This is a genomic window from Bifidobacterium sp. ESL1118, assembly GCF_058505595.1.
In genome coordinates this window covers 1,677,701-1,704,482 of sequence record NZ_CP196371.1, presented here as the reverse complement: position 1 = coordinate 1,704,482, position 26,782 = coordinate 1,677,701, and the positions used below count along the sequence as shown (strand labels likewise).

General features: G+C 55.6%; 19 protein-coding genes. 14 read left to right on the top strand and 5 right to left on the bottom strand.

Translation table 11 applies throughout. The features are described 5' to 3' along the window. Window positions 1-12: 12 nt before the first annotated feature. The gene (locus ACSYSS_RS06905) at window positions 13-993 is read left to right on the top strand and encodes an RluA family pseudouridine synthase (RefSeq protein ID WP_491703290.1); all 981 of its coding nucleotides are present in this window, start codon (window positions 13-15) and stop codon (window positions 991-993) included. A 1,035-nt stretch (window positions 994-2,028) separates the two neighbouring features. Here the strand turns inward: ACSYSS_RS06905 and ACSYSS_RS06900 are convergent. After that, window positions 2,029-3,030, bottom strand: coding sequence for a hypothetical protein (locus ACSYSS_RS06900; RefSeq protein ID WP_491703289.1), 1,002 nt, complete (start codon window positions 3,028-3,030; stop codon window positions 2,029-2,031). A gap of 565 nt (window positions 3,031-3,595) precedes the next feature. Here ACSYSS_RS06900 and dnaE point away from each other — a divergent pair. Beyond that, on the top strand, window positions 3,596-7,198 hold the full coding sequence (gene dnaE / locus ACSYSS_RS06895) for a DNA polymerase III subunit alpha (RefSeq protein WP_491703288.1): 3,603 nt from the start codon (window positions 3,596-3,598) through the stop codon (window positions 7,196-7,198). Between the two features lie 354 nt (window positions 7,199-7,552). Here dnaE and ACSYSS_RS06890 read toward each other — a convergent pair whose 3' ends face one another. Then, window positions 7,553-7,903, bottom strand: coding sequence for a hypothetical protein (locus ACSYSS_RS06890; protein WP_491703287.1), 351 nt, complete (start codon window positions 7,901-7,903; stop codon window positions 7,553-7,555). A gap of 313 nt (window positions 7,904-8,216) precedes the next feature. Between ACSYSS_RS06890 and hisD the strand changes: the two genes are divergently transcribed. The 9 genes from hisD (at window position 8,217) to ACSYSS_RS06845 (ending at window position 20,666) form a co-directional block, all read left to right on the top strand. Next, on the top strand, window positions 8,217-9,611 hold the full coding sequence (hisD, locus tag ACSYSS_RS06885; protein ID WP_491703286.1) for a histidinol dehydrogenase: 1,395 nt from the start codon (window positions 8,217-8,219) through the stop codon (window positions 9,609-9,611). Window positions 9,612-9,644: 33 nt separating this feature from the next. Further along, window positions 9,645-9,776 carry a hypothetical protein gene (locus ACSYSS_RS06880; protein ID WP_491703285.1) on the top strand — a complete coding sequence of 44 codons (132 nt, stop codon included), beginning with the start codon at window positions 9,645-9,647 and terminating at the stop codon, window positions 9,774-9,776. A gap of 117 nt (window positions 9,777-9,893) precedes the next feature. Then, on the top strand, window positions 9,894-11,057 hold the full coding sequence (locus tag ACSYSS_RS06875) for a histidinol-phosphate transaminase (protein ID WP_491703284.1): 1,164 nt from the start codon (window positions 9,894-9,896) through the stop codon (window positions 11,055-11,057). Between the two features lie 845 nt (window positions 11,058-11,902). After that, window positions 11,903-13,297, top strand: coding sequence for an NCS2 family permease (locus tag ACSYSS_RS06870; protein WP_491703283.1), 1,395 nt, complete (start codon window positions 11,903-11,905; stop codon window positions 13,295-13,297). 623 nt (window positions 13,298-13,920) lie between these two features. Beyond that, window positions 13,921-14,442, top strand: a complete 522-nt coding sequence (gene rplJ, locus ACSYSS_RS06865; RefSeq protein WP_491703282.1) for a 50S ribosomal protein L10 — start codon at window positions 13,921-13,923, stop codon at window positions 14,440-14,442. 136 nt (window positions 14,443-14,578) lie between these two features. Further along, window positions 14,579-14,959, top strand: coding sequence for a 50S ribosomal protein L7/L12 (gene rplL, locus ACSYSS_RS06860; protein WP_491703281.1), 381 nt, complete (start codon window positions 14,579-14,581; stop codon window positions 14,957-14,959). 263 nt (window positions 14,960-15,222) lie between these two features. Continuing rightward, on the top strand, window positions 15,223-16,746 hold the full coding sequence (locus ACSYSS_RS06855) for an FHA domain-containing protein (protein WP_491703280.1): 1,524 nt from the start codon (window positions 15,223-15,225) through the stop codon (window positions 16,744-16,746). Window positions 16,747-16,830: 84 nt separating this feature from the next. Next, window positions 16,831-20,466 carry a helicase gene (locus tag ACSYSS_RS06850; RefSeq protein WP_491703279.1) on the top strand — a complete coding sequence of 1,212 codons (3,636 nt, stop codon included), beginning with the start codon at window positions 16,831-16,833 and terminating at the stop codon, window positions 20,464-20,466. Continuing rightward, entirely contained in the window at window positions 20,463-20,666 is a 204-nt protein-coding gene (locus ACSYSS_RS06845) for a hypothetical protein (RefSeq protein WP_491703278.1), read from the top strand. The genes ACSYSS_RS06850 and ACSYSS_RS06845 overlap by 4 nt, the downstream gene beginning before the upstream one ends. On the opposite strand, the gene ACSYSS_RS06840 is transcribed toward ACSYSS_RS06845, so the two are convergent. The 3 genes from ACSYSS_RS06840 to ACSYSS_RS06830 all read right to left on the bottom strand — a co-directional run bounded on the left by ACSYSS_RS06840 (window position 20,660) and on the right by ACSYSS_RS06830 (window position 22,730). Further along, on the bottom strand, window positions 20,660-21,619 hold the full coding sequence (locus ACSYSS_RS06840; protein WP_491703277.1) for an SAF domain-containing protein: 960 nt from the start codon (window positions 21,617-21,619) through the stop codon (window positions 20,660-20,662). The two genes, ACSYSS_RS06845 and ACSYSS_RS06840, sit on opposite strands and share 7 nt — an antisense overlap. A 161-nt stretch (window positions 21,620-21,780) precedes the next feature. Then, complete coding sequence (locus ACSYSS_RS06835; protein WP_491704268.1) at window positions 21,781-21,984, bottom strand: FmdB family zinc ribbon protein; 204 nt, start codon at window positions 21,982-21,984, stop codon at window positions 21,781-21,783. 170 nt (window positions 21,985-22,154) lie between these two features. Further along, window positions 22,155-22,730 carry a 5-formyltetrahydrofolate cyclo-ligase gene (locus ACSYSS_RS06830; RefSeq protein ID WP_491703276.1) on the bottom strand — a complete coding sequence of 192 codons (576 nt, stop codon included), beginning with the start codon at window positions 22,728-22,730 and terminating at the stop codon, window positions 22,155-22,157. A 468-nt stretch (window positions 22,731-23,198) separates the two neighbouring features. Here ACSYSS_RS06830 and ACSYSS_RS06825 point away from each other — a divergent pair, with 468 nt between their 5' ends. The 3 genes from ACSYSS_RS06825 (at window position 23,199) to ACSYSS_RS06815 (ending at window position 26,689) form a co-directional block, all read left to right on the top strand. Continuing rightward, window positions 23,199-24,602, top strand: a complete 1,404-nt coding sequence (locus ACSYSS_RS06825; RefSeq protein WP_491703275.1) for a hypothetical protein — start codon at window positions 23,199-23,201, stop codon at window positions 24,600-24,602. A 253-nt stretch (window positions 24,603-24,855) separates the two neighbouring features. Further along, window positions 24,856-25,149, top strand: coding sequence for a co-chaperone GroES (gene groES / locus ACSYSS_RS06820; RefSeq protein WP_491703274.1), 294 nt, complete (start codon window positions 24,856-24,858; stop codon window positions 25,147-25,149). A 448-nt stretch (window positions 25,150-25,597) separates the two neighbouring features. Continuing rightward, window positions 25,598-26,689: a histidinol-phosphate transaminase gene (locus tag ACSYSS_RS06815; RefSeq protein ID WP_491703273.1), complete on the top strand. Its 1,092-nt coding sequence runs from the start codon at window positions 25,598-25,600 to the stop codon at window positions 26,687-26,689. Window positions 26,690-26,782: the final 93 nt, after the last annotated feature.

The window sequence follows — 26,782 nt, the reverse complement described above, 5'->3', positions numbered from 1 at the left end:
AACAATATTGATATGAATCATGAGGAACGTGTTCCCGATTCATTGGTTGGAGAACGGCTTGATGTGGCGGCTGCGCGGTTGCTTGGAGTTTCGCGTTCCAAGGCTGCCTCGCTCATCGAGCGTGGGCGGATCTCAGTTGACGGACGTGTTGTGCCGAAATCCGGGCGGCTGCTGGAAGGCGATTTGTTGCACGTTGATGTCAAAGATTCGTCGGAGCAGCCTGTAGAACCAGTAAGCCGTGATATGGCGATTGCCTATGAGGATGACGACGTTGTAGTGGTCGATAAGCCGGCCGGCGTGGCGGCGCATCCTTCCAAAGGCTGGGAGGGGCCCACGGTCTTGGGCACGCTGCTTGCACGGGGTGTGCATATCACATCGCTGGGCGGTGCCGGTTCGTCGTACCGCGAGGTGGACGGTAGCGTTGTTCATGATGGAGAGAGCGGGCACCAAGGCATTGTCAGCCGATTGGACGTGGGCACCAGCGGACTGATGCTCGTGTGCAAATCTGATTTGGCATACGTGCAGATGCGACATCAGTTCGCCGCCCACGAAGTGGTCAAGACCTACCATGCGTTGGTGCAGGGCGGGTTGGACGCGGATCGCGCCACCATCGAGGCTCCAATCGGACGGGCGAAGGTCTCCGATTTTCGTTTTATGGTCACACCTACAGGCAAACCAGCAGTCACTCATTATGACGTGCTGCAGAGGTTTGGTGAGGCCACATTGGTTTCGGTGAACCTTGAGACCGGCCGAACCCATCAGATTCGCGTGCATTTTTCGTCCATAGGCCATCCGCTGGTGGGCGACCCGATGTACGGCGGCAATCCGGTGCTCTCTGAGCGGCTGGGCTTGAATCGCCAGTGGCTGCACTCCATGAAACTTGAGTTCGCCCACCCCCGCACGGGCGTCTGGACCACAGTGGATTCCCATTATCCCGAAGATTTGCGCAATGCCTTGACGCAGTTACAGCAGTCAAATCGTCCACAACGGTGAGAGCAGAAAATCGCGACCATTCCACTGCTCTGAGCGGTTGCAGCAGTCAAATCGTCCACGACTCATCGTTTCTGCACCATCCTCCAGTTGGTTTGTTGGGTTTGCCGCTCGGTTGGTTTGTTGGTTTGGTGGGTTTTCACTCAGTGGCTTTATCGCTCTAGTGAGTTGTCATTCTCTTTGATTTGTCATTTCACCAAGTCTTCGTTCTAGTGGGTTTACTCTTTTAACGAATTCTTGTTTTAATAGGTTTACTGTACTGGTGGCTGGTGGATTGTGGATTGTCGGTTTAGCGGGTTTGTCTTTGTACAGGGTTGATTACTCTAGTGTGTTTGTTAGTTTCAGTCGATTGTCAATTGAAAACAGACCGAAACTAACGATTTTGTATCAAATTCCATTAGTTTGAGTCACATTGAAAAAACCATTGATCGAAACTAACGGTTTTGTGCCCAATACTGTTAGTTTCGGTCACATAGAAGTCGTTCGCTGACTGAAGCTAACTCATGGTGCAGCTAGCCTGCTGGTTGAAATTCTCTCACTGACTGGAATTCGCGGTTCGGTTTCGGATTTTGTTAATTTCAGTCGATTCTAGTCGCCCATAGGCTGAAGCTAACGGTTTTATGCTTGATTTCGTTAGTTTGCGATGTTTCTGGATTGTTGTGCGGCTGGAAGTAACAGTCTGGATTTGATTTAAGTTAGTTTCGGCCAGGTTCGGATTGTTGAGTGGCGCAAACTAACGATTCAATCCAAGTTTTACTTCATTCCAGCACAATACGTGTGGAATAGGTTCGGGATTTGATGATCGACAGCTTGAATCAATATCAATATTGGCTGTCCGTTTTCATTATTTGCTTTTGTCAACGTGAGGCTGGGCACAGTCAATGTCTTTATGTGCTGTTTTCGATGTTACTCAGGTCGGCCAGATTCTAAATACCTAATTGTTGTGGGCTCACCGAGACCGCAATATCCGACCTGCGTAGGGGCGGTTAGATGCTAAATATAATTGTTGCGTGGAGATTCGAAGCGCTTCGTTTACCCTCACTGGACCGCAAATCTGGGGGTCGCTGCCAATCTTGGAACGCCTACGCTAACGAGTTTGCGCACGACGGTTGTGCGCTTCATCATCTCCTCGAATCTGAATCGAAGAATCTGCTTGACTTTGGGTTCTTTGTATAGGTCCCTTTCACGGGTTTGCTCATCGTTCACGATGATTTCGGTCTCGTCTCTATCCGCCTTGTGCCCTTGGTATTTGCCAATGCCATCGAACTCCACGATGACTGTGCCTCCATCCTCTGCCTGAAATTCGAAATCTGTGCGATACTTATGCCCTGGTCGGCTGGGATTCGGGTGAATAACTTGTTGCCGTGGGTTCGGGAATCCCGCTTCGAGCATGGTTCCGCGGCACAGCGATTCGCCCACGCTTTCGCTCAATGGACTGGCATATTGGAGCAGCGCACGGAGCCGGTGCAAAGCCTTGTTGCGAGGGCGGTTGAAGGTTTGGAAGGCGGTTGTGAGTTTGTGTCGAGTGGTTAGACCACGCCGCAATGCGTAGTCGAATGGCACTAAGCCATCGCGAAAATTGTGCCGCACTCCGAGGTCGAACATGGTGCGTTCGAGCGTGGTCGTCTTGATACCATCGACCGTTATGTACTGGGTCGAGTTCGTGCGAATGTGCTGTACGGTGCGGGTTCTTGCGGTTTGACTAGTGGATGAGGAGATATAGACGTGGGGATCGTCGCCCAGCCGGTCTCGGTAGTCAAGGCCGAGTATGGTGGCTGCGTCCAACCCTGCGAAAACCCAGCCGGGATGTTTCAGCGCAAGCGCTCTGAGTATGCGGATGCGTTGCTCGGGCGGCTTCAATTTCCTGTGGATCTCCGCATTCTCATATAGGCTGCGGTGTACCCTGACAACCTCGCCGTTGAGCCGCATCCTGTACAACGCCTCGGTCTCTGCTGCATCTTTGGCGAACATGCAGCAGCGTTCGGCCTCGGAGCGATGGATGCATCGTGCCGCGCCGGTGTTTTCCCTATGTCTGTTCATATTTGCAAAGTACCATTGCTGATTCGTCCGTGTGAAGTTCGTTGAGGCAATGTGGTCAAACGCTATCGAATGTTCGGCCGATTGCGGGTAACCGTGTCGTGCGCTTGACTTGTGCGATATGTTAGTTTCTGCTATTCAGATTCGATGGGCTGCCTCAACCTAACGGAATAATCGATGGTTTCGTTAGGTTGAGTCAACTCCGATGGACTCATTGACTGCAACTAACAGTTTGGATTCAGATTTCGTTAGGTTCTGATGATTTGAAACGGAACATTGACCCAATCTAACGGTTTGGCTCCCAATTCAGCTGGTTTCATGTGGTTTCGTATGGCTTGGTTCCTCAAACTTGGTAGTGCGCAGACTGATGTGCTAGATTCCGCCATCTCGCCCAATTTCGGCAACGGACGGCTGAGTCGTGCGCTGAGAGTTGTAATTCGGGTCAAGCTAGCTATTAGAATGGAATCGATTACGGCAAAATCGTGACTGACGGTGCAGTGCGCACCGGTCGCTATTGCGCGTTACAGCCATGAGCGAAAGACACCAAGGGATAATAATAGGGAGCAACATGAGTGATGAAGCGCAGAATGGTGCGGGTGCAAGGGGTTCTGCGGGAAATTTCGTGCAGCTGCACAACCACACCCATTACTCGCTGCTCGACGGCGCCTCGAAGATTCCCGACCTCATCAAGCGTGCCAAGGAACTCAACATGCCGGCCATCGGCATCACCGACCACGGCAACATGCACGGTGCCTACGAGATGTGGAGCACCGCCGTCAAGGAGGGTATCAAGCCGATTATCGGTATCGAGGCATACGTCACTCCTGAAACGGCACGCGGCGACAAGTCTCGCGTGCACTGGGGCACTGAGGCCCAGCGCAGCGACGACGTCTCCGGAGGCGGTCTGATTACCCACATGACCATGTGGGCCGAGAACGATGAGGGTCTACGCAACCTGTTTAAAGCCTCTTCCGTGGCCAACCTTGAGGGCCGCGTCGCCCGCTACCCTCGTATGGACTACGACGTGTTGCAGCAATACCATACGGGCGTGATCTGCTCCTCGGGTTGCCCCTCCGGCATCATCCAGACCAGGCTGCGGCTCGGCCAGTACGACGAGGCCCTGCGCGCAGCAGGCCAGTTGCAGGACATCTTCGGCAAGGACAACTTCTACATCGAACTCATGGACCACGGTCTGTCCATCGAGCAGCGCGTCTTGGGAGACCTACTCAAGATCGCCAAGGCGCTCGACGCCCCATTGCTGGCCACCAACGATTCGCATTACGTGCACGAGGCCGACCGCGAGGCCCAGGACGACATGCTCTGCATCAACTCCGGCTCTCGGCTTGATGACCCCGACCGCTTCAAGTTCGATGGCTCGGGCTACTACATCAAGTCCGCCGAGGAGATGCGTGCCCTCTTCAAGGACCATCCCGATGCCTGCGACAACACGCTGGAGATAGCCGACCGCTGCAACGTGATGTTCGACGACCACGAGGACGGCGCCTTCATGCCCAAGTTCGACTGCCCCGAGGGCTGGGATGAGACGTCCCTCTTCCTCTACGACGTGCAGAAGGGCCTGGAGAAGCGCTACGACGGCAACGTGCCCGACAAGGTGCACGCTCAGGCCGATTACGAGTGCGGCGTGATCTGCCAGATGCAGTTCTGCGGCTACTTCCTGGTGGTGGCCGATTACATCAACTGGGCCAAAAGCCATGATGTGATGGTGGGTCCGGGCCGTGGCAGCGCCGCAGGCAGCATGGTGGCCTACGCCATGGGCATCACCGAGCTCGATCCGCTGAAGCACGGTCTGATTTTCGAACGCTTCCTCAACCCCGAGCGTGTCTCCCTGCCCGATATCGATATCGACTTCGACCCCGAGGGCCGCGGCCGCGTGCTCGACTACGTGGGCAACAAATACGGCCACGACAAGGTTGCGCAGTGCGTCATCTATGGCACCATCAAGACCAAGCAGGCGCTCAAGGACTCCGCCCGCATCATGGGCTACGAGTTCTCGGTGGGCGAGAAGATCACCAAGGCCCTGCCGCCCAGCAAGAACGGCAAGGACGTGAGCTTGAAGGACATCTTCGATCCCACAAGCAAGCGGTATGCCGAAGCCAAGGAGTTCCGCGACCTGTACGAATCCGACCCTGACGCCCGCAAGATCACTGACGAGGCCAAGGGCATCGAGGGTCTGATCCGCCAGACCGGTGTGCACGCCTGCGCCACCATCATGTCGTCCACGCCCATCACCGACAGCTCGCCTCTGCTGGAGCGCACCGACGGCACGGTGACCACCACGTTCGAATACCATACCTGCGAAACGCTCGGCTTGGTGAAGAACGACTTCCTGGGCCTGTCCAATTTGACCGTGATCCACGACACCCTGAAGAACATCGAGCTCAACGGCAAGGAGCCGATCGACTACACGAAGATTCCGCTGGACGACAAGGAGACCTACCAACTGCTCTCGCGCGGCGACACCCTTGGCGTCTTCCAGCTCGATGGCGACGGCATGCGCGCCCTGCTCAAGAGCCTGAAGCCCGATAACTTCAACGATATCTCCGCACTCATCGCCCTCTATCGCCCGGGCCCGATGGATATGGACTCGCACAACAACTACGCCAAGCGCAAGAACGGCCTGCAGAAGATCACCCCGATCCACCCGGAGGTGGCCGAGGCGCTCGCCCCGGTGCTCGACGAGACATACGGCCTCATCGTCTACCAGGAGCAGGTACAGTCCGCCGCGCGAATCCTCGCGGGTTATTCGTTGGGCGAGGCCGACGTGCTTCGCCGCGCCATGGGCAAGAAGAAGCCCGAGGTGCTGGCGCACGAGCAGGTTCCGTTCTTCCAAGGCATGAAGGAGCATGGCTACTCCCGCGAGGCGGCCCAAGCCGTGTGGGACATCCTCGTACCGTTCTCCGGCTACGCGTTCAACAAAGCGCATTCCGCGGCCTATGGCTTGATCTCTTACTGGACCGCGTACCTCAAGACCCACTACCCGGTGGAGTTCATGGCTGCCCTGCTGCAGAACGAGCGCAGCAACAAGGACAAGACCGCGCTCTACCTCGGCGAGGCGAGGCGCATGGGCATCCAGGTGCTGCCGCCAGATGTCAACGAATCCCGCTTGGAGTACGCTCCTGTGGGCGATGTGGTGCGCTTCGGCCTCGGCGCCATCCGCAACGTGGGCGACAAGGCTGTGCAGGACATCATCGCTGAGCGTGAGGGCGGCCGCGGCAAGTTCGTCAATTTCATGGACTTCATCAAGCGCGTGCCGCTTTCCGCGCTCAACAAGCGGCTTGTGGAGTCGCTGATCAAGGCCGGTGCCTTCGACTCCATCGACCCGAACCGTCGCGCGCTCTTCCAGATCCATGAGTCCGCCATCGACTCTGTGGTGAGCCTGAAGCGCAAGGAGGCCGAGGGCCAGTTCGACCTCTTTGCCGGTCTCGACGACGGTGGGGCTGGCAGTGACGGTGGCAGCGACCCGATGGGCGACGCCCAGGTACAGGTGCCCGACATCGAGGAATGGGACAAGAAGACCAAGCTCAACTTCGAGCGCGAGATGCTTGGCCTCTACGTCTCCGATCACCCGCTTTCCGGCATGAGCGCCGTGCTTTCCGGACTGAGGGACATGTCCATCGCCCAGTTGCTCAACAGCGCCAAGGACATGGGCGAGGGGCGTCAGGTCACCATCGCAGGCCTGGTCACCAGCGTGGACCGACGCGTTTCGAAGAAGGGCAACCCTTGGGCCATCGTCACCGTGGAGGACATGGAGAGTTCCATCCAGTGCATGTTCTTCGGCAAAGCCTATACGAATTGCGCCGAGATCCTCGCCGTGGACGAGGTGGTGCAGCTGCGCGGTCAGGTGGAGTTGCGCGACGAGACGGTGAGCCTGCGGGCCCAGGAGTGCACGGTGCCCACCATCGAGGATCAGGACGAGCGGCCTGTGGTGCTGGCGCTCCCCAGCTCGGCGCTCGACCCCAACCGCGCCCAGCAGCTGGGGCGAATCGTAGCGGCGCACCCCGGTCCCTGCGAGGTGCACTTGGCCGTGCTCGATTCCGCTGGCAACGCCAAGGTGCTCACGTTCGGCGATCGATTCCGCGTCAAGCGCGACACGTCGCTTTTCGGTGAGTTGAAGACGGTCTTCGGCCCTGGCTGCATTCCTGCAGCCTGATTTCCCTTCAAGGCGAGGCCGTGGTTACCCACAGGTAGATGTTGCGCTGGACGCTCCGGGTCGCTCGGCCAAGTCTTACGCCAGCGCAAAACCTACCTGCGGATAACCGCTATCTGCACGGATGGGGCTCTTTTTTGATGCATATTCGTCTGGCAGGCTATGCCTGCCCCAGGCCTTTGAACGGTTCACCCGTTTCTTCGATCTACTGTTACCCATCCATTCTTGCCATCTGAGGAGTTCGACGTATACCGTATCTGGTATTCAAACGTGCCCTTTGGCGACATTGATGAGGTCTGTTCGTTGAACGTGGCGCAGGAATAGGATATTTGAAATTCTGCCTTTTGATTGTTCAGACTAACGTTGTTTGGGGCCGTTTTGTTTGCCCATATAGGGCTGCTTGATGATGGCATGAAGGAAATGGACTGTATGGAGCATCCTTTCATGTCGGTCAACTCGCTCTTGATGTGCGCCACTTCCAAATTTGAGAATGTGCTGAGTCGAGGGAGGGACTGATTGAGGCAACTCGATTCGAGTTGAGCTGAAATCGACATCTGACTGGTTCAATGTATAGCCGGTGAGTTTGGTATATGCGGCGGGAACCAACGCAATGCCCGCGAGAATGACACATACTACAATTACGGCGATGGCCAGCCACTGTAAGACCTTGGGTTTTCCATTGGTTTTGGCTTTGCTGTTTTTGCTCATTGTGCTTCTCGTTGTTGATTTTGTTCGTGGAGGCCGACCAATTCCATATCAGTACTGATTTTATATATTGAAGATGATCTGTACAAGGGTGGGATTTTCCATTTGGAAAATATGTATCAGGGTACGTTGAGTATCTGCTATGTGGATGGTGCAGTGCATGTAGTGCGGTGGATGTAATGCCTTTGGACGTTCGGTCGACGTTTGTATGATTCTCATTCGCACGGGAAAATAATCTTTGATGATATGTTCACAAGTGTGACCATGTGGTGGGACGGAAACGCCGAATCCTGCGGCGTGTTGCTATGCTTTACATATGGCTAACAACACAATGAGAATCATCGATCTTAGGGGCAAAACCCTCTCTCGCGCCCAGATGCTGGACGCGATGCCGAGGGCGGAAATGGGCACTGGCGAAGCCAGCGAGCAGGTCCGTCCGATTCTGGCCGACGTAAAAGCGCGGGGTGCTGCGGCTCTACGTGATTTTGAAGAGAGATTCGACCATATTCGCCCCAAGCATCTGCGGGTGCCTGATCAAGCCATGCAGGATGCGTTGAAGACACTAGACCCTGAGGTCAAGAGCGCCATCGAGGAGTCCATCGCCCGTATGCGCAAGGTTTGCACCTCCCAGGTGCCCAAGGACTTCTATACCGACCTTGCCGATGGAGCGCGCGTGGCCGAGCGCTGGATTCCCGTGGAGCGTGTTGGGCTCTATGTGCCCGGTGGCAAAGCCGTGTATCCCACTTCCGTCATCATGAATGCAGTGCCGGCTCAGGTGGCTGGAGTCAAGTCCCTTGCCATCGCAACGCCGCCTTCAAAAGACAACGATGGCTTGCCCAATAAGACCATCCTCGCCACGTGCGCCATGCTCGGCGTGGACGAGGTCTACGCAGTTGGCGGTGCCCAGGCGGTGGCCATGTTCGCCTATGGGGCCAAGGGCAGCGAGCCGCAGGACGGTGAGATTCTGTGCGACCCGGTCGACAAGATCACCGGTCCGGGCAACATTTTCGTGGCAACCGCCAAGTCTTTGGTTTCCGGAATCGTTGGCATCGACGCGGTCGCTGGTCCCACGGAAATCGCCATTCTTGCCGATAAGACGGCCAACCCGAGCTGGGTTGCAGCCGATCTCATCGGCCAGGCCGAGCACGACGAGCTTGCAGGCTCGGTGCTCATCACCGACAGCGAGGAGCTGGCGAAGAAGGTTCAGGAGAGCTTGGATTATCGCGTTCCGCGCACCAAGCATGCCGAGCGCGTCGCCACATCGATCACCGGTCGTCAGTCCGGCATCATCCTGACCGACGGACTCGATCAGTGTGTTGAGGCCGCCAACGCCTACGCCGCCGAACACTTGGAGATCCAGACCGCCGACCCGGACGCTGTGGTGTCTCGTATCAAGAACGCCGGCGCCATCTTCCGCGGACCATACTCTCCAGTGCCGTTGGGCGACTACATGTCGGGCTCCAACCACGTGCTGCCCACCGGTGGCACGGCTCGCTTCAGCTCCGGCCTTGGTGTGCATTCCTTCATGAAGCCTGTTGAGGTCATCGAGTACAATGAGAAGGGTCTCAAACCCCTTGCCGCTCGTATCAATGCCTTCGCCGTAGCCGAAGATTTGCCTGGTCATGGCGAATGTGTGCTGAGCCGTTTCGTGGAAGATCCGTATAACAAGGAAACGCTTAAGGACCAGGAGGCTGCTGCCGGTCTGCGCTGAGACGGTGTTTGGCTCAGCCGGGAGTGATTTTCCATGAGTGATTCCGTCATTCGTCGTTGGGGTGCTACGTATTGCGTCAGCGGCACCCTGATGATGCCGCACTTGTTTCCTTGGGCCGCCACATCGTCTGATAGCATCACACTTGGTAGCATCACAGTGTTTTGAATGGATGTCGGTCACAGCGATGCTGCAGCCATCGGTTGGGTCGGGATGTCGGTTTTAGCCCGGCGTGCAGATTAGAATATGGGAATTCGATATAACCGTTGAGTATGGGAGGTTGGCATGGGAACCATCAGCAAGGCTCTGCCGCTGCGTTCTGATTTAGTGGGCGAGGAGCCATATGGCGCGCCGCAACTCGATGTGTCGGTGTGCCTGAATGTCAACGAGAATCCGTACCCACCATCGCCCGCGGTAGTGGAATCCATTGCTGAGGCTGTGCGCCGCGTGGCACCGACCCTCAATCGTTACCCCGACCGCGAGCACATGGCGCTACGTCGCGCGCTCGCGGATTATTTGGATCGCGAGTCGGGTGTGCGCCTCGCCCCGGAGCAGGTCTGGGCAGCCAATGGCTCCAATGAGATCATGCTTCAGCTTTTCCAGGCGTTCGGCGGCCCCGGACGTGTGGCGCTCGGTGCCGCACCCACCTATTCCATGTACCCCGAGTATGCCCGCGACACCTTCACCAAGTGGGAGGTGGTGCCTCGCGGTGCCGATTTTTCACTTGATCTTGATGCGCTGCTCAAGGCCATCAGTGAGCTTCATCCTTCGATTGTGTTGCTCACCAGCCCGAATAACCCTACCGGCACCATCCTGCCCACCGACCAGCTCAAGGCCGTGCTCGAAGCTTGTAAGGCTGCCCCAGTTGATGGTGCGCCAGCCGGTGTGCATCCGATTGTGGTGGTGGATGAGGCCTACATTGAGTTCCGTGACCCTGGTGTGCCTTCTGCGCTGGAACTGCTCAAGGATTACCCGGCGCTCGCCGTCAGTCGCACCATGAGCAAGGCCTTCGCCTTTGCTGGTACTAGGCTCGGCTACTTGGCTGCGGCACAAGACATTGTCGATTGCCTGCGCATTGTGCGCATGCCCTACCATCTCTCCGCCGTTACCCAAGCCACGGCGCTCGCAGCTCTCGGGCATGCCGACGAGCAGCTGAGCCAGGTCGCTCATCTGCGTGAAACCCGCAACGAAACCGCCGTCTGGCTCAGCGAGCAGACCTACGCCGGCCAGCCCATCGAGGTGGCTCCATCCCAGTCCAATTTCCTCATGTTTGGAGGTCACTTCGACGATCGTCAGGCCATTTTCGACGAACTCTTGAAGCGCGGTGTCCTTATCCGTGCAGTTGGCCCGAAGGAGTGGCTGCGCGTGTGCATGGGCACCGACGAGGAGATGCAGGTCTTTCGCAAAGCGCTGTCCGAGGTTCTGCCGTTGGTCGAAGCCAAGGCTTGAAGTTAAAAAAGAAACCAAGTCGATGGACAATAATCAGGTTTGACGCGTGCGTTTCAGCAGAAAATTCTGCGTCATCTCAGTCAGGTGGATTCTCTGGAATTTCTGACTACCTTTATATGGAGAATCCTTGGAAAATGGCCGTTTGATTGTTCTTGCCTAGCGTGGGCGTGGAAAGGTCCCCTTCAAATGTGAATTATGAAGTTCGCCTGCATGATTTGTGAAGATTGTGCTGGTTTGCTGAGATTGCTGGCTGGTTTTCACTGATAGTGGGGTGATGTTTCATTCAGTGTGTACTTTTCCGGAGAAACTGATGTTTTTGGATTTTCATTCGTTGGAATTCCGCCATTTTTATGGTTGATACTGCTCGTTCTCGTGGGAAAGTGCTCACTGAATGAAGGAAGTTCAATTTTTCGTGCATAACCGGCTTCTTCCGATGATATTTTGATGACTTTTGTCCAGAGGGGACTTTTTGAGAGGAGTTGCTGGATTCAACAATAGAATTTGTTGGAATTCCGTTATTTTCTATCTCAGGTTCCCTCCATCTTGCAAGAAAAGTCCTCTCTGAATGAATGGTCACTGATTTTTGCTGTCGCCAACGCACATGCGCCGATGGTTTTTAAGGTTTGGCCATGCCTGATGCTATAGTTTAGCTGTCCGCGTAAACACGTGGATGAGTCGCAGCGACCTCTGCTCGACTGTTCAGGAACACCAAGTAACAAAGTAACGCATACGGATTCGTCAAGAGTCAATAAGCGAGCGTGCCTGTTGACTTGAGGTGTTTCCATATTGTTCTTCATTCTTCTCTGTGCCTGTTCGGTCGGCCTTAAACCAAGGAAAGAGAGACGATGGACAAGTTTTTCCATCTTCAAGAGAACAACACCAACGTATCCACTGAAATAACAGCTGGTATTACCACGTTCTTCGCAATGAGCTACATCATTGTGGTCAATCCATCGATTCTGAGCCAAACTGGTATGCCTTGGGGCGGTGTGTTCCTTGCCACCATCATCGCCTCTATCGTCGGCACCCTCATCATGGGCCTGTTCGCCAACGTGCCGTATGCACAATCCGCCAGCATGGGCCTCAACTCATTCTTCACATATACGGTGTGCCAGGGTCTTGGCTTCAAGTGGCAGGAGACGCTGTGCATGGTGTTTCTCTGCGGTTTGATCAATATCCTCATCACGGTCACCTCTATCCGCAAGCTCGTCATCGCCTGCATCCCGGAATCGTTGCAGCAGGCCATCGGCGGTGGCATCGGCCTCTTCATCATCTATGTAGGGTTGCTCAATGTCGGCTTCATCAAGTTCACTCCCAAAGATCAAAAAGCTGCCGGCAAGGGTTTGCCCGTGGCCGCCACACCAGGGCTCGCCACCATCAACACTCCTGAGCTGTGGGTGTTCCTCATCGGTCTTGTGCTTGCCATTGTGCTTACAGTGCTCAATGTCAAGGGTGCGCTGCTCATCTCGATTATTCTCTCTGCCGTCATCGGCATTCCCTTCGGCGTCACGACGATGAGCAACTCCATGTCCATCGGCCAGACCTTCGCCCAGTTGCCACAGACTTTCGGCGCCATCTTCAGCCCGCAAGGCTTCCCGTCGTTGTTCTCGAACGTTTCGCGACTGCCGTTGGTCATTGTGACCATCTTCGCCTTCTCCATGTCCGACACGTTCGACACCATCGGTACACTCGTTGGCACCGGCCGCCACACCGGCATCTTCTCCGATAAAGACATCCAAGATATGGCCAACGGCAAGGGCTTCAGCTCCAAGATGGACAAGACCCTCTTCGCCGATTCGATTGCCACGTCGGTCGGCTCAATCTTCGGTACCTCGAACATCAGCACCTATGTGGAGTCTTCCGCAGGCATTGCGGCAGGTGGCCGCACAGGCCTGACAAGCGTGGTGGTCTCGGCCTGCTTCCTTATCACCATTGTGCTTTCTCCGCTGGTTTCCGCCATTCCTTCAGCCGCAACAGCCGGTGTGCTTGTGGTGGTCGGCTGCATGATGGCTTCCAGCCTGAAGCAGGTCAACTGGGAAGATATCTCCGAGGCCATCCCTGCCCTATTCGCCTCTGTGTTCATGGCGCTTTCGTACTCCATCTCCTACGGCATCGCTGCAGGCTTCATCATGTACTGCCTGGTGAAGATCTGTAAGCGTGAGACCAAGCAAATTCACCCGGTGATGTGGGTGGTCACCATCCTCTTCATCGCCGACTTCGCGCTACAGGCCGTGCTGTAGGCAGCAGATTCGCTCTGAGAGAGCAGCCCAATCATCAGAGGGGTCGAAAATCCGAGCGATTTTCGGCCCCAATCGACTGTGTTTATACTCAGAGGGGGCTTTTGAGAGAAAATCGCTGAGACCAAAAATCAAAATGTTGGAATTCCGCCGTTTTGGTGTTTTGTCTTTGGAATTTTTCGTAGAAAAGTCCCCTCTGGGCGAGGTGATAGGTCAATTTGATTGATTTAGGATTGTAGTGTGCGGCAGTCAGCGGATTTTGGCTCGATGATGGTGACCAGTGCGGAATTGGGCTATGATTTGGCGGCCTGATGGCAAAGTGACCGAGACGAAACGGTGGCTGAGTGATGCCGTAACACGCAAGGTTTGCCAGGTCAATGTGTTGCCGTATACTTTTAACTTGTTAACCACAGACTGTTGGTTGGGAGCGCAAGTTCCCCGAAGTTTGGTTCGCCAAGCCAGCATAGGTTGCGTAAGCTGCTCCGTGAGGAGCCGATTGAGAAATCGTATGTTTGCTCTGCCTGTGCGCAGGGCTTTTTTATTGCCTTAATGGTGAAGCGGATTCCTTCGCTGTGAACGCCGGAACGGCATTTCACAGGTCAACGGTCGACTTAGGAAGGAACGCCATGAAAAGGCCCGAAAAGGAAGCGGTGATTGAGCAGCTGACGGACAAGTTCCGCGACGCTGACGCAGTCTACCTTACCGAGTACCGCGGGCTTACCGTTCCGCAGGTCTCTGACTTGCGAGAAAAGCTAGGCCGCGATACTTCCTACGCCGTGGCAAAGAACACGTTGGCACGCATCGCCGCCAAAGAGGCTGGATACGAGGGCTTTGATGAAGCTCTTACCGGTCCGTCCGCAATCACCTTTGTCAAGGGTGATTACGTGGAGGCTGCGAAGGTGCTGCGCGACTTCGCCAAGGAAAACAAGGCTCTCGTCATCAAGGGTGGTTTTGCAGATGGAACCATGTATGACGCCGAGGGCTTCCAGAAACTCGCGGAACTCGAGTCCCGCGACACGTTGCTCGCCAAGATGGCCGGCGCGCTCAAGGGCACGATGTCCAAGGCCGCTCGCACATTCAACGCTCTGCCCACCAAGGCCGTGCGCACCATCGACGCGCTTCGCGAGAAGCAGGAGAAGGCTGCCTGATTCTGTTCGGTGATTTTGCCGGACGGATCGTACAGCCGATTGACAAGTTTCTGGAAATATAAATTAAGACAAAATGTTTGGCAGCGAAAACCTACAAATACAATACTCCGCTGCCGATGATTGAAAGGAAGCCATCATGGCTAAGCTCTCAAGCGATGAACTGCTGGATGCGTTCAAGGAAATGACCCTCGTCGAGCTCTCCGACTTCGTCAAGAAGTTCGAGGACGAGTTCGATGTCGAAGCCGCTGCTCCGGTTGCCGCCGTTGCCGCCGCTCCTGCCGCCGGTGCCGCCGCCGAGGAAGAGAAGACCGAGTTCGACGTGGTCCTCACCTCCTACGGTGAAAAGAAGATCGGCGTCATCAAGGTTGTCAAGGCTCTCACCAACCTCGGTTTGGCTGATGCCAAGGCCCTCGTCGATGCAGCTCCTAAGGCTGTGCTCGAAGGCGCCAAGAAGGAAGACGCCGAGAAGGCCAAGGCCGATCTCGAGGCCGCTGGAGCCACCGTCGAACTCAAGTAGTTCGTTCCCTGCCGTTGCCTGGCTCATCGAGCCTATGTGACGAACGGAAATTACAAAACCCTGTTTGCGGATTATCCGTTTACAGGGTTTTGTTGGTTTATCAGGGTATCGTTGGTAGATAACGGGAAATATATGCTGGATTATGCCCCTTATATGGCAGGTAGGGGCTGACTCGTTGACGCGAATGATGGCGAGCGGCTGAAGGCGGTTTTGCGATTGCTTTGAGCTACAAGCCGGGTAGCATCGGGAAGGTGGGCATTGAAGTGACGGATCAACAAAACGTGCCACAATGGCTTGTTAAGGTCGGTGGCGTCGAATTGGCGAAGATTGCCCCTGGCGAAAGCGTTGAGATAGGTAGGCGCCCTATACGTCCTATGCGCGACGACGGATTGAAGAGGGTGGAGATTGACGACGACACCCGATCGATCTCGAAGCGTCATGCGGTGTTTGCGGTTTCGAAATCGGGAGTGGCCACATTGACCGATTTGGGTTCCACCAATGGCACCTACCGGTTCGATGGCCATCAGGACTTGGTTGGGCTCACGGCGAGTTCGCCCTACACGCTTCCTGAAGATGGAACATGGATACAGATGGGTGATGTGCCGGTTGAGTTCATATCCGTAGCTTCCCCAATACATGATGACACTAACCCAGTTGTGTCTGATTTGTTTGATTTCGCCGCTTCGGATGTGCCGCAGGAGCCCCAAGCGGGAGATATGTCAGTGGACGATATTCTCAACCTGCGTGCCGGCGAGCCAACACGTGTTTTTGATGCCAGCGATGTGGCCAGGAAGGTTCACCAAAATCGTGGTGATGCCTCGGCTTCTGGCGTGCAACCGGAAAATTCAGAGATTCCTAATACGCCAGATAACGCTGATGCCCAGCATGTGCAAGGTGCAGGTGCTGCTGAAGGCGCGGCGAATGCGGAAGATGCTGCAGTAACGGCCGGCGCACCCACCGAACAGCCAGACTCCGCTCCTGTGCATGATGGACTGAACCGCTTGGTCGACCATATTTCGGTCAATTTTGCAGCGGAGCGTCCCAATGAGGTTCAGGAGCGTGACCTGTTCCAGGATGCTATGAACGCCGAAGTCCAATCCGCCGATGAAAGTCATGGCAATGCCGCTGCCGGGACATTGGGAAACGAATACGAAAACGAGGTTGGCAATCCGACGGCTCGCGATGGCGATGTTCAGGAAATGCCGCATGCGGGTGGGTCTGCGAACAGCCTTGGCTCGGCTGCGCTCCCTGAGCGTCGCAAGCCGATGGCCTCTTCCGCAAAGGCCAACAACCAACCGCAGTTCCGGGTCCAGCCCCAGGAGCAACCTCTAGTGTCCGACGGCCGGACGTCTGTGGCCCGCAGTGGGGACCAACAACCTGTAAGCGGCGAAAAGCCAGACCAAACCGAGGCTGGCAATGATGGCCGGTTTGAAGGGGTGGGCACTATAGGTGTTCAGCAGGTTCCGCAGTTTGATCAAACGAGCGTATTCGAACCCGGATCGATTTTTGATAAGGTTTCCAAGGGTGAATTCACCAAGCCTGAGCAACCTGTGGAAGAAGATGGCCTCAGCTCACAAGATGCGGTCAAGACCACTGATTTCGCGCAGCAATTTGAGATGGCGCGGCACCGACCGTTGCTGCCCTTCCTGGCCATGAACCCTTATCTGTATGATGATCTCTACGCCTGGCTTTCAGCTCAGGGCAACGCTGATATTGATGCCGGGCTTTCACGCAATGCAGGGTATGAACGCTATCGCGAATCAATTGAGAAGGGGCAGTCGAAGTGAAGAAGGCACCTTGTGTCAAAGCAGTTGCTGAACTGGTGATGAAATCTCAAATACATGGCAATCGGGAATAGTAGGGGAATCGAAATGGCATCACAAGACAATACTCATGACTCTCAAACCAACAATGTGGGGATTGAGGCCTTGCGCTCATGGCGCGAGCAATACCGCAACATCATGAGTCCCTCGCCCCTCGAAGATGTCGGTCAGCTGACGGCGCAGCTTGACATGACCCATGCACATCCTTCGGGAGTGGCACAGCTTTTTGCCAGTGGCAAGGCGAAACTGGATTCGTTGTTCCGCGATTCCGGCATGCTTCGGGCTGCAGGACGCCGTTTGGAGCGTGTGTTGGAGGATCGGGCCGCCAAAAAACGCGTTCAAGGCGTTGCCGAGCTCTCGCTGGTGGTGGGAGTGGCGACTTGGAAAGGCAATGCCGTTCCCGTGCTGCTCTACCCTGTGGAGGTGGATAGGGAGAAAGGCGGGCGTGAGACCGATGCCACGGTGAGGTTCGTCGGCAGAGTTCATTTGAACCCGGTGTTTAAGTCGATGATGCTTGTTCACCATGTGCATTTGGACGAGGCTGATTTATTCGATGGGTCCAAATACGAGTCCGGCACCCCTGATACGTCGGCTGTGTTCGGAGCCATACGAGCTGAGGCCAAACCGGTGTTCCCCGATTTCGACATCGAGCGCGACATCGTGCTCGGATGCTTTATGAATCCTGCCACGCAGTTGCTTTCCGAAAGTCAGGATATCATTGATCGGTTGGAGCACGGGGCAAGCGGCAATGTGTTGCTTGATGCCTTGGCAGGGGATAACAAAGCCATCAATACGTTGGCGACGCAGAAATTGCCTGCCTACAGTCCCTTTGATGACGACCCCCACAATGAGTATGCTGCAGGCGATGTCGACAACGTGGTGAGGTATGCGGCGAATCTGGCTGGCACCGGAACCTCTCTGTTCCTCAATGTAGGTATGAATGCCAACACGGCACTGGATGCGGCCTCCATTGCATCACGTTGTATGGCAGGCGAGCGTTCTGTTTTGTATGTTCCCGGAACCACGGGGCAGAAACGTGGTTTCATCCGCACGATGAATGCACTCGGCCTTGGCCATAGTGTGCTTGACTTGTCCGATCAGCATATGGCTGCGTCCATCGACAAGCAGCTTATTGCAGCCGTCGGTTTCCAGCCGGGTACGGCTGTGTCCCATTTTGATCAGCTTTCCGATGAGCTGGTCGGAGTGCGTTCGCGCCTTACTCGCTATCTAGGGGATTTGCATGGAGTCAGCAAGGATTGGGGCGTTTCGGCATACCAGACCATAGAGAATCTGGCCCGTATCGCCGAACTTGAAACTCGCCCTGCCACCACGGTGCGGTTAAGTCAGCAGACGGCTCAGCGTGTTCGTGCTGATATGCCGGGTTGGGTGGCAAAACTGCGTAAGGCCGGTGAATACGGCGAATACACGATTGGCCCAGCAGATACGCCATGGTATAAGGCGTCCATATTCTCCAAAGCCGAGGCCGATGAGGCATATCGCACGGTGGAGCGGGTGTTGCAGAATCTCCTTCCGGCCACCCGTGCGCAAGTGGCAACAACCGTGGAGGCATGTGGGTTCCCGATTCCTCAGACTGCTGAGGAGTGGGGCGAACAGGTATCTGTGTTGAGCGCTGTGCGTCGTGTGCTGGATGTGTTCCAACCGCAGATCTTCGAACGTGATATCGATGCGATGATCGAGGCGAGCAAGCCGAAGGAGGAACGTAAGGCTTCGGGCAGCGCCATGGGCTTCTGGGAACGCCGTCGTCATCTGAAGGAGGCGAAGAAACTCCTGCGGGCCGGTGCCCAAGTCGACGACCTTAACGCTGCGCTCAAAGTGGTGGCAAAAGAAGCACAGGAGTGGAGGAAACTGGTGCCGCATGGGGGCTGGCCCGTGCTTCCGCCCAAACTCGACGACATCCTTGAAACGCAGGATGCCCTGAGCCAAAGTCTCACGGCGCTTGGTGCCGTGCTGGCCACCACAGTGCAGGGCGGCAACCTTGCCACCATCCCTATGGCACAGTTGGAGGAACGGCTCAAGGCTCTATACTCCGACCGCCAGGCGTTGGACACACTGCCTTTGCGTGCTTTGATCGAGCGCGATTTGGAGGGTGTGGGGTTGGGCGAGTTCATGGCCGACCTACGCGAACGTCAGGTCGGCGAAGATGCTGTAGAAGGCGAATTCCAGTTGTCATGGTGGACCACTGTGTTTGAGGACATCGTGCGTTCTTCGGCCATCATCTCCAATCAGGATGGGTCTGCACTTGAAACCGCTGCGAATCGTTTTGCCCAAGTGGACGCGGAGCATGTAGAGTCCATCGGTCCGGTGATAGAGCAGGAATCGATGCGGCGGCTGAGCGATTTGCTCTTCTCCCGCACTCAGGAGGCCAATCAGCTGCATACGCTATTGGTCAGTAACTCCCTTGTTCCCCTGCAACGAATTCGTCAAGAGTATCCTGAGATACTTGCAGCGGCCAAGCCTGTTATTGTTGCCACACCTTCCACGTTGGCTACGTTGACCGGCTTGGGAGTGCTGTGCGATGTGGCGATCATTGACGGCTGCGCCCATATGCCATCGCTTGAGTTGCCCAGCATCGTCAGCAGGGCGAAGCAGGTTGTGGTTATTGCACATCGTGAGACAGTCACATCCTCCTCTCTTCAGACTTTGATTGGATTGTTGCCGTGCGTGGAGGATCGTTCAGGCAGCGTCGGGTGTGATCCAAGGCTGGTTGCCTTCCTTTGTGAGCATGGCTATGGCGATCTTGGACGCGATGTGGCTACGGAAAGCAGTCAAGGCAGAGTTCGGTTGCACCGGCTTGAGGCCACAGGTGTGCCTGTGCTTTCCACAGGCTTGGTGGAAAGCAGCCAGCAGGAAATCAACGAGGTGGTTCGTCTCATCCGGCAACGCGCTTCCGGCTTTACCGTCATTCCAGTGGATTACACCTTGGCTGTGGTTACGCTCACTGCTGCGTTTCGTTCGCGGCTTGGGGCTGAGCTGAAGGCTGTCGCGGCAAAAGACAAATCCATGTCGCGCTTCCTGCGCCATGTACAGTTGGTTGGTGTGGAAGAAGTCAACGGCATGCTGGCCACGGATGTCATTCTTTCCCTCTGTTTCGCCAAGACGGCGCATGGTAGGCTGTTGCAGCAATTCGGTCCGATTGAGGGTCTTGGTGGTGCCGGTAAGCTGCTCGATGCTCTGGCCTTGGCTCAGCGTGATCTGGACATCGTTTCGGCATTCGGATCGGAAGATTTGGAAGATGACCGGTTGCATCAGGATGGAACCAAACTGCTCAAGAGCATGCTTGTCTGGGCCGAGGGACTGGATGGCAAGCTCGTGCGCCCTGATGCCGCTAAACAATCAAATGATGTGTTGTTTGAAGATCTGGCTCGGCGTATTCGTGACCGTGGCCTTACCGTGGCCACTGGCTATGGTTTTGAGGGAGGCAGCACGTTGCCTCTGGTCGTCGGTCTTAAGAACAAGCCATACTCATTGGCTGTGCTTACTGACGACGATCGGTTCATGTCCGTCCAATCCACCCGTCGACGTCATCGCACGCTCAAGGAGGATTTGCAACGACTCGGCTGGTCGGTGATGACGGTCTGGGGTGTGTCGGCGTTTGTCAATCCCGATAAGGAAGTGGACCGCGTGGTGGCCCAAATGGGCGAGATATACAAAGAGACACGATGAGCCGATATAATGCCAGCAAACGCTCTGCACGGGTTCATCGGCGTGTGGTGAAAGGCGGCAATGAGCGGTTCGACGTCGATGGCGTCAAGAATGAGCCAGCTGATCAGGTAACGCCGCACCAACGGGATGCTGACGACGACAAGCGCATACTCGGTGAGCTTCCTCCGCATTGGGGCATGTTCAACGAACGCGGTCAGTGATCGTGACTTGTCGGTGTGGAATGCTGCCTGTCGGCTTTGCCCGGTGGCGCGGTCTTGGCTGCGTCTGGTTCTGACGCCACAACCATCACGGGAGTCTGTTCTTGTAGGGCTGCTGCAGTGGCTGCCTCTTGCGGGTGCAAGGCGAATTCCATGATGGTACCTTCATCCGAAGTGTCCCTATTTTGGTGGGCCTCGCTCATCACCAATGCGGATGGTGCCAGGACGCATACGCCATCTGCGCTATCGGCGTTAGGTCCTGTGCTGTTGGCGTTGTCTGGACTAATGGCATCTGTGCCGCTGGAACCGGGCGTGGTTGCGTCATCGTCAAGGCTTACTGTGTTTGCCGGTTCACGTCGGTGCAACAGGGTCTTGCTCACTGTGATTCCGGGCCGTGATTTGAAGCTTGACTGCTGACCTTGACCAACTCCCTGATTCGTATCCGGCTGTGTCGGTGCCGTTAAATGAGAACAACCGATCGGAGACACCAGAGAAACGGTGTCTCCCACTGCGATTGCTGTGGATGTGGGAGCCACTCGTAGACGTGCCAAGGTCAGCCCTGCAGGGAGGCGAGGTGTCTTCGTCACCATGGTGTTCAGGATGATGGTTCCTTGATCGATCTGTGAATTCACAATGAGGCCCACAACCTGCTGTGGCGAGGATGCGACGGCGGTGAAAGCGGAGTCAAAGGGGACCGTACGGGTGCCAACATCTCGCGGCTGTATGATGCGCCCTCGTTTCAGCGGGCATTGGGCAATCACCACAGTCTGTGTTCGCCCGGCATCAATGATGGCATTCAGGCCTGAAAATACGGACAGTCCAAGGAGCAGGGCTATTGCGATATGCCTTACAACGCCCATCTGCCGGCGTTGGACCAGTGTGAGCCGCCAGTTGTGTGTGGCTATTCGTTTGCCGCCGTTTCCGGTGCGATGTCTGTTGCTGCTGAACCGTGTCATGCATCAATGATGCGTTCAACGGTATGTGAAGATAAAGATGGAAAGCCCGATGTGGTCAAATGCTCCGGCCTGCGTCGTTCAGCGTGTCGTTACACGACATTCCGTTACCCTGCAATCCATGAGCGACTGCATGCCCTTGCATCTGCAAGGACTCGAACGTGTTATTTCGAGGATGACGAAGCTGAATTGTTGCTGTCCGTCCGGTAGAACCCGTGCCCCTTGAATTCGATTGGCACAGCGGAATAGATTTTGTGCACCTGCGGCTTGTTGCACTTCGGGCATATCGTGATCGGAGCGTCACTAAAGTCCTGCCATTGCGTGAAATCGTATCCGCAATTCTTGCACTGATAATGGTATGTAGGCAACATTTCCTCCAGGGGTTCCTGATGTTCACGGCAGTGTACGCCGCGAAACACCTCGATCAACTGGTTCAATCCTAGTACCATCCTAGACCGTGTTCATTGCCGGTAAAGTGTGGTAGGTTCTGGTCTGCTTCGTTATGGTTTGCGTTGTTGCCTCATCGGTCCAACCAGGTCTAATGGGACTCATGGTTTGAGGCTATCCATTTCACGCCTCGTTCGGTGATGGTTGCGTCCACAGGCATGTCGTGCTCGTCGCGGGGCAATTGTGCGTGCAACTCCCAAGACCAGCAGATGGCGAATACAGGTGTGTCGTTCTTGGCACTCAGCAGTGCTCTGTCGTACCATCCGGCACCCCTGCCGAGGCGAGTCCCGTCAGACGAAACGCCAAGGGCAGGCACCAAAATCACAGCGGCGTCGTGCAGTGCGGATGCCCCTAAGTCGGGTCCGTCCGGCTCTCGAGGGCGCCTGCCTGAAGCGGAAACGGAGAGCATGTCATGCAGAAGGTGCTTTCCGTTGTACTCGCCCCAGTCAATGTCCAACGCACCATCGCTGCCCAGCTTGGGAACAATGATGCGAAGCCCATGGCCACGGAACTGCTCCAGGAGCGGTTCCGTAGGAATTTCGGTGCCCATGGACACGTAGGCCGCTATGGTGCTCCCAGGGCTTAGACCCACTGTGTCGACGAGGCCAAGCGCATATGTGGCAATAGCCTGACCTGAACGTTCATAGAGGCTTTGACTGGTTTTCATTCTTCGCTGTGCAAGCGCCGAACGCCTCAGTTCTTTTTTATCGATGTGTAGCGTAAGGGTCTCCTTCTGCTGTTTTGGTCTTTGCGGCCGTCTTGGTTCCAAGAGTGCGCGGGGACGGTATCATTTATATATATATTTATATATATATATAAATATATATATCGGAGCTCCCTCCAAGACGGCCAGCGGGTCGTTATCTTTCGTTGGTAGTCTGATTTGCGGTGCATGCCATGGCGTCAGCCTGGCACGAGCTCCGCATTCGAGTGGGAACCAAGCAATACGATACCCTTGTGCAATACCGGAAGACAAGTATAGAGCAACAATTCATACAGTATAAATTCAATTCAGTGTCGTTTGAGCCTCACTAGAAGTGGGTATATTTGGCATGCATACGGCAGGTGAAGATTGTGCGACACGCAAGGCTTGGTCTCAGCGAAAAGTCAGGAAGTCTTTCTATCCTTAACTAATATGGGTTACGAATGGGCCAGTAGTTTGATTCTGCTTGTGGTGTTCGTGATTCTTGTGGCCGTGCTACTACCACGGCATGCGCTGCATGGCATGGACAGAGTGGCGGAGCACAGGGAGGATAAATATTCCAACTCGCTGCATTTGGTGGATGCAGAAAGTGGGACGCGTTTCTCCGATGAACATAGATTGGCACGGGGAGGGATGGTCATGCAAAGCACGCAAACCAAGGGGTCTGCGATTTCCCCGGAACGTGTGGCAAAGGTTCGTCGTGCACGACGCGAGGCCATACAACGTCGGCGTGCACTGGCTGTTGGGCTGCTGGCTCTTAGTGTTGTGGTTGCCGTTGCTTCGGTTCCTCTTCATTTCAGTTTCTTATTCGTTCTTATGCCTGTTGCGCTGCTTGTTGTGGTGTTGGTGCTGGGCGCTCGCGCCTCACGCCAGGCCCGTGAATGGGAAGCAAAGCTTTGTCTGCGTAGAAAATCACTTCACCATACTGCGGTTCGTGCATCTGAGGAGCGTCAGAAGGCCGATCGAGCCGTTCAGCATTCAGCCACGAAGGCCAAGGTTGGCGAAGGGCCGAATCGAAAAGCAGTTGCCAATGGTGGCGCCAAGATTCAGGGCGATGCCTATACGGCCAAATCCAACGAAGTTGAGACCAGCGTTATTGACGCATCCGAAATTCAGCATGTCTTGGACGAACAGTCGCATAACGAGCGTGGCAAGCAAGGCAATGCAAAGGCTGTACAGAACGCGACGGCTCAGAATCTCAGCGAATCTTCGGAATCGCCCAATCCGCCGGAACGGAAGGCTAAGGCCAAAAATGCGGGAACGTCGTCGGCCGAACAGTCAACGGGCACTGTGTTGCCACCAGAGGATGCCGTGCCGTCTGATCAACAGGTGGGCAGGCAGGACCTCATTTCGTTCTCACTTGGTGCAGCCGATGATTCCAAGCGAGAGACCTCAGTGCCCGAACCACAGAGCCGGGAGATCAAATCTACCCGTCAGGTCTCCAAGGCCCGGCCCAAGGCCAACAGTGTCGACGCCAAGGTAAAGTCGGCAAACAATGATTCGGCTGACAATGCCGTGAAGGTGAAATCCTCGCTCGCTTCTGCCGTTTCCGGTGCGCACAGCACCAGTAGTGACGCCAATCAACCTACAAAGCACGCAGTAACCGCTGAACCTGGGGTAAAGGCCAAGGGATCGGAACCATCGCTGTTTAACCGTCGTTCTGTGCGCATGCATCGTCGTGCGTCCTTCAATCGCAAACAGACTGATGCGCCCACGTTTAGTGATGCCGAGGCGTTCCATAAGGCTGAGGGCTCGGCGCGTGTAGACGTGCCGGACGCATCGTCCGATTCTCTGGGCGAGGGGCTGGAATCGATTCTCGTACGCCGCAGTGCATGAACCGATTTCGAGGTCCATGCTCGAGCATTGTGCTGTGATAGTATTCGGCTTTGCAATTGTTGCAAAGACAGGCCTTTTGAGAGCGGCACAATAGCGGTGTTCACTCACAGCGTTAGCACTCGAGTTGGCAGAGTGCTAATTTTCGCGCTAGGATAGAGACGAAACGCAACGGGACGGTGCTTAAAGTGTCGTCAGCCCTGAAAGCGGTGTCCTGAAGCCATGTTGATTGCGAAGAACTCAAGGAGGTTTCACAGTGTCAATTTCACTTACACCGCTAGAAGACAAGATCATTGTCAAGCAGGCAGAGGCCGAGACTCAGACCGCGTCAGGTCTCTACATTCCCGACAATGCCAAGGAAAAGCCGCAGCAGGGCGAGATTCTGGCCGTCGGTCCGGGCCGTCGTGACGACAACGGCAACCGTATTCCCATGGATGTCAAGGTGGGAGACAAGGTGCTCTATTCCAAGTATGGCGGCACTGAGGTGCACTACCAGGGTGAGGACTACCTCATCGTAGGTGCCCGCGATGTGCTGGCGATTTTGAACTGATGATTCGCTAGTATCGCGCTCCGTTCTATAGAGGAGTTATGCACAGATGCCCTGTGTTCTGGCGTAGGCTTGGCCAAACGGCCTTGAGTCTCCAGGACACAGGGCTTCTGTCATAGCTCCGCAGATCAGGTGATTGTCGTACGGAACGTTCGCTGACACGTGGTTGGAGGGCGAAGTGCACGACCGATGGCGTGGTGTTGTATGAAACGTTGGTCGGGACACAGCCGGTCGTATGAAACGTTCGCCGGGACACAGCCAGTGGATGGAACATACGACGGATGTGGCATTGTCGTACGAAACGTCCGCTGGAAGTGTATCAGCGGATATTTGTATGAACCACCATCTCATACGGTTCGTCCGTTGGCGATTGGTGGATGGCTCTCTCTGATGTGTCCATACTCGAAACAGTGTCGCCATTGATTGATGATATTGCCTATACTTATGAAGTATGACATATAAGCATCGTCCGATTATTGACACCATCCCTCCTTATGCCCAGGGCAAGCCCGCTCCTCAGGTCCAAGGTGTCCGTTCGTTCAAAATCTCCAGCAATGAGAACCCGTTCCCGCCGCTGCCGTCTGTGCAGAAAGCCATTGATGAGCAGGCATTGGTGGAGATGAACCGCTACCCGGACATGCGCGGATGGGATGTGGTGGAGCGCATCGCAGACGATTATGCCGAATATGGCGTCAAACCTGAGAATGTGGTGTTGGGCTGCGGTTCCACGGAAGTCATCACGCAGCTGGTCAATCTGGTAGCCGGGCCCGGTGACGAGGTTGTTTATCCTTGGCGCAGTTTCGAGGCATATCCGATCATCGTTGCCGGCGCAGGCGCCACAAGCGTGCAGATTCCCAACCGACCCGACGGCGGGCACGACATTGATGCCATAATAGCCGCAATCAACAGCCATACGCGGTTGGTCATTCTCAACAACCCCAACAACCCCACATCCACATCCATGAGCGACGACGAGGCCCGGCGTGTCATGGAGGCGGTGCCGAGCGACGTATTGGTGCTCTTTGACGAGGCCTACTATCAGTTCAACGACGATCCGCAGACCAATGTGGCCATGACGCTCTACAACAAGTATCCCAATATCGTCGTGGCCCATACCTTCTCCAAGGCATATGGTTTGGCCGGTTTACGCATCGGGTATGCCATCGCCCCTGCGGACGTGGTGGAGGGCATGCGTAAGGTGGCCCTGCCGTTCGGCGTCACCCAAACGGCTCAGGTGGCGGCGCTGGCTTCGCTCGATGCGAAGCCTGAACTCATGGAGCGTGTCGATGCGATCAAGGCCGAGCGCCGGCGTATTGTATCGGCTTTGCGCGAGCAAGGATGGGATTTTCCCGAGCCATATGCGAATTATTTCTGGCTGCCGCTTGGCAGACACACCGATGAGGCCGCCACCCGTTTTGTGAAGGCAGGCCTCTCCGTTCGCGTATTCAGCGGGGAGGGTATTCGTATTTCCGTCGGGGAGAAGGAAGCCAACGACGGCGTCATTGAGGTGTGCCGCCAGCTCAAGGCCGATGCTTTGGCATAGGCAATAGGCTGGTGCGCGATGTGAACAACGATGCGGGCGACACCCCCGTGGCGCAATTCGCTTGCGCCTGTCGTGCGTTCGTGGCATGATAAT

Coding starts and splice junctions, on each gene's coding strand:
- ACSYSS_RS06905 (WP_491703290.1), top strand. CDS start 13: ATGAATCATGAGGAACGTGTTCCCGATTCATTGGTTGGAGAACGGCTT.
- ACSYSS_RS06900 (WP_491703289.1), bottom strand. CDS start 3,030: ATGAACAGACATAGGGAAAACACCGGCGCGGCACGATGCATCCATCGC.
- dnaE (WP_491703288.1), top strand. CDS start 3,596: ATGAGTGATGAAGCGCAGAATGGTGCGGGTGCAAGGGGTTCTGCGGGA.
- ACSYSS_RS06890 (WP_491703287.1), bottom strand. CDS start 7,903: ATGAGCAAAAACAGCAAAGCCAAAACCAATGGAAAACCCAAGGTCTTA.
- hisD (WP_491703286.1), top strand. CDS start 8,217: ATGGCTAACAACACAATGAGAATCATCGATCTTAGGGGCAAAACCCTC.
- ACSYSS_RS06880 (WP_491703285.1), top strand. CDS start 9,645: ATGAGTGATTCCGTCATTCGTCGTTGGGGTGCTACGTATTGCGTCAGC.
- ACSYSS_RS06875 (WP_491703284.1), top strand. CDS start 9,894: ATGGGAACCATCAGCAAGGCTCTGCCGCTGCGTTCTGATTTAGTGGGC.
- ACSYSS_RS06870 (WP_491703283.1), top strand. CDS start 11,903: ATGGACAAGTTTTTCCATCTTCAAGAGAACAACACCAACGTATCCACT.
- rplJ (WP_491703282.1), top strand. CDS start 13,921: ATGAAAAGGCCCGAAAAGGAAGCGGTGATTGAGCAGCTGACGGACAAG.
- rplL (WP_491703281.1), top strand. CDS start 14,579: ATGGCTAAGCTCTCAAGCGATGAACTGCTGGATGCGTTCAAGGAAATG.
- ACSYSS_RS06850 (WP_491703279.1), top strand. CDS start 16,831: ATGGCATCACAAGACAATACTCATGACTCTCAAACCAACAATGTGGGG.
- ACSYSS_RS06845 (WP_491703278.1), top strand. CDS start 20,463: ATGAGCCGATATAATGCCAGCAAACGCTCTGCACGGGTTCATCGGCGT.
- ACSYSS_RS06840 (WP_491703277.1), bottom strand. CDS start 21,619: ATGACACGGTTCAGCAGCAACAGACATCGCACCGGAAACGGCGGCAAA.
- ACSYSS_RS06830 (WP_491703276.1), bottom strand. CDS start 22,730: ATGAAAACCAGTCAAAGCCTCTATGAACGTTCAGGTCAGGCTATTGCC.
- ACSYSS_RS06825 (WP_491703275.1), top strand. CDS start 23,199: ATGGGTTACGAATGGGCCAGTAGTTTGATTCTGCTTGTGGTGTTCGTG.
- ACSYSS_RS06815 (WP_491703273.1), top strand. CDS start 25,598: ATGACATATAAGCATCGTCCGATTATTGACACCATCCCTCCTTATGCC.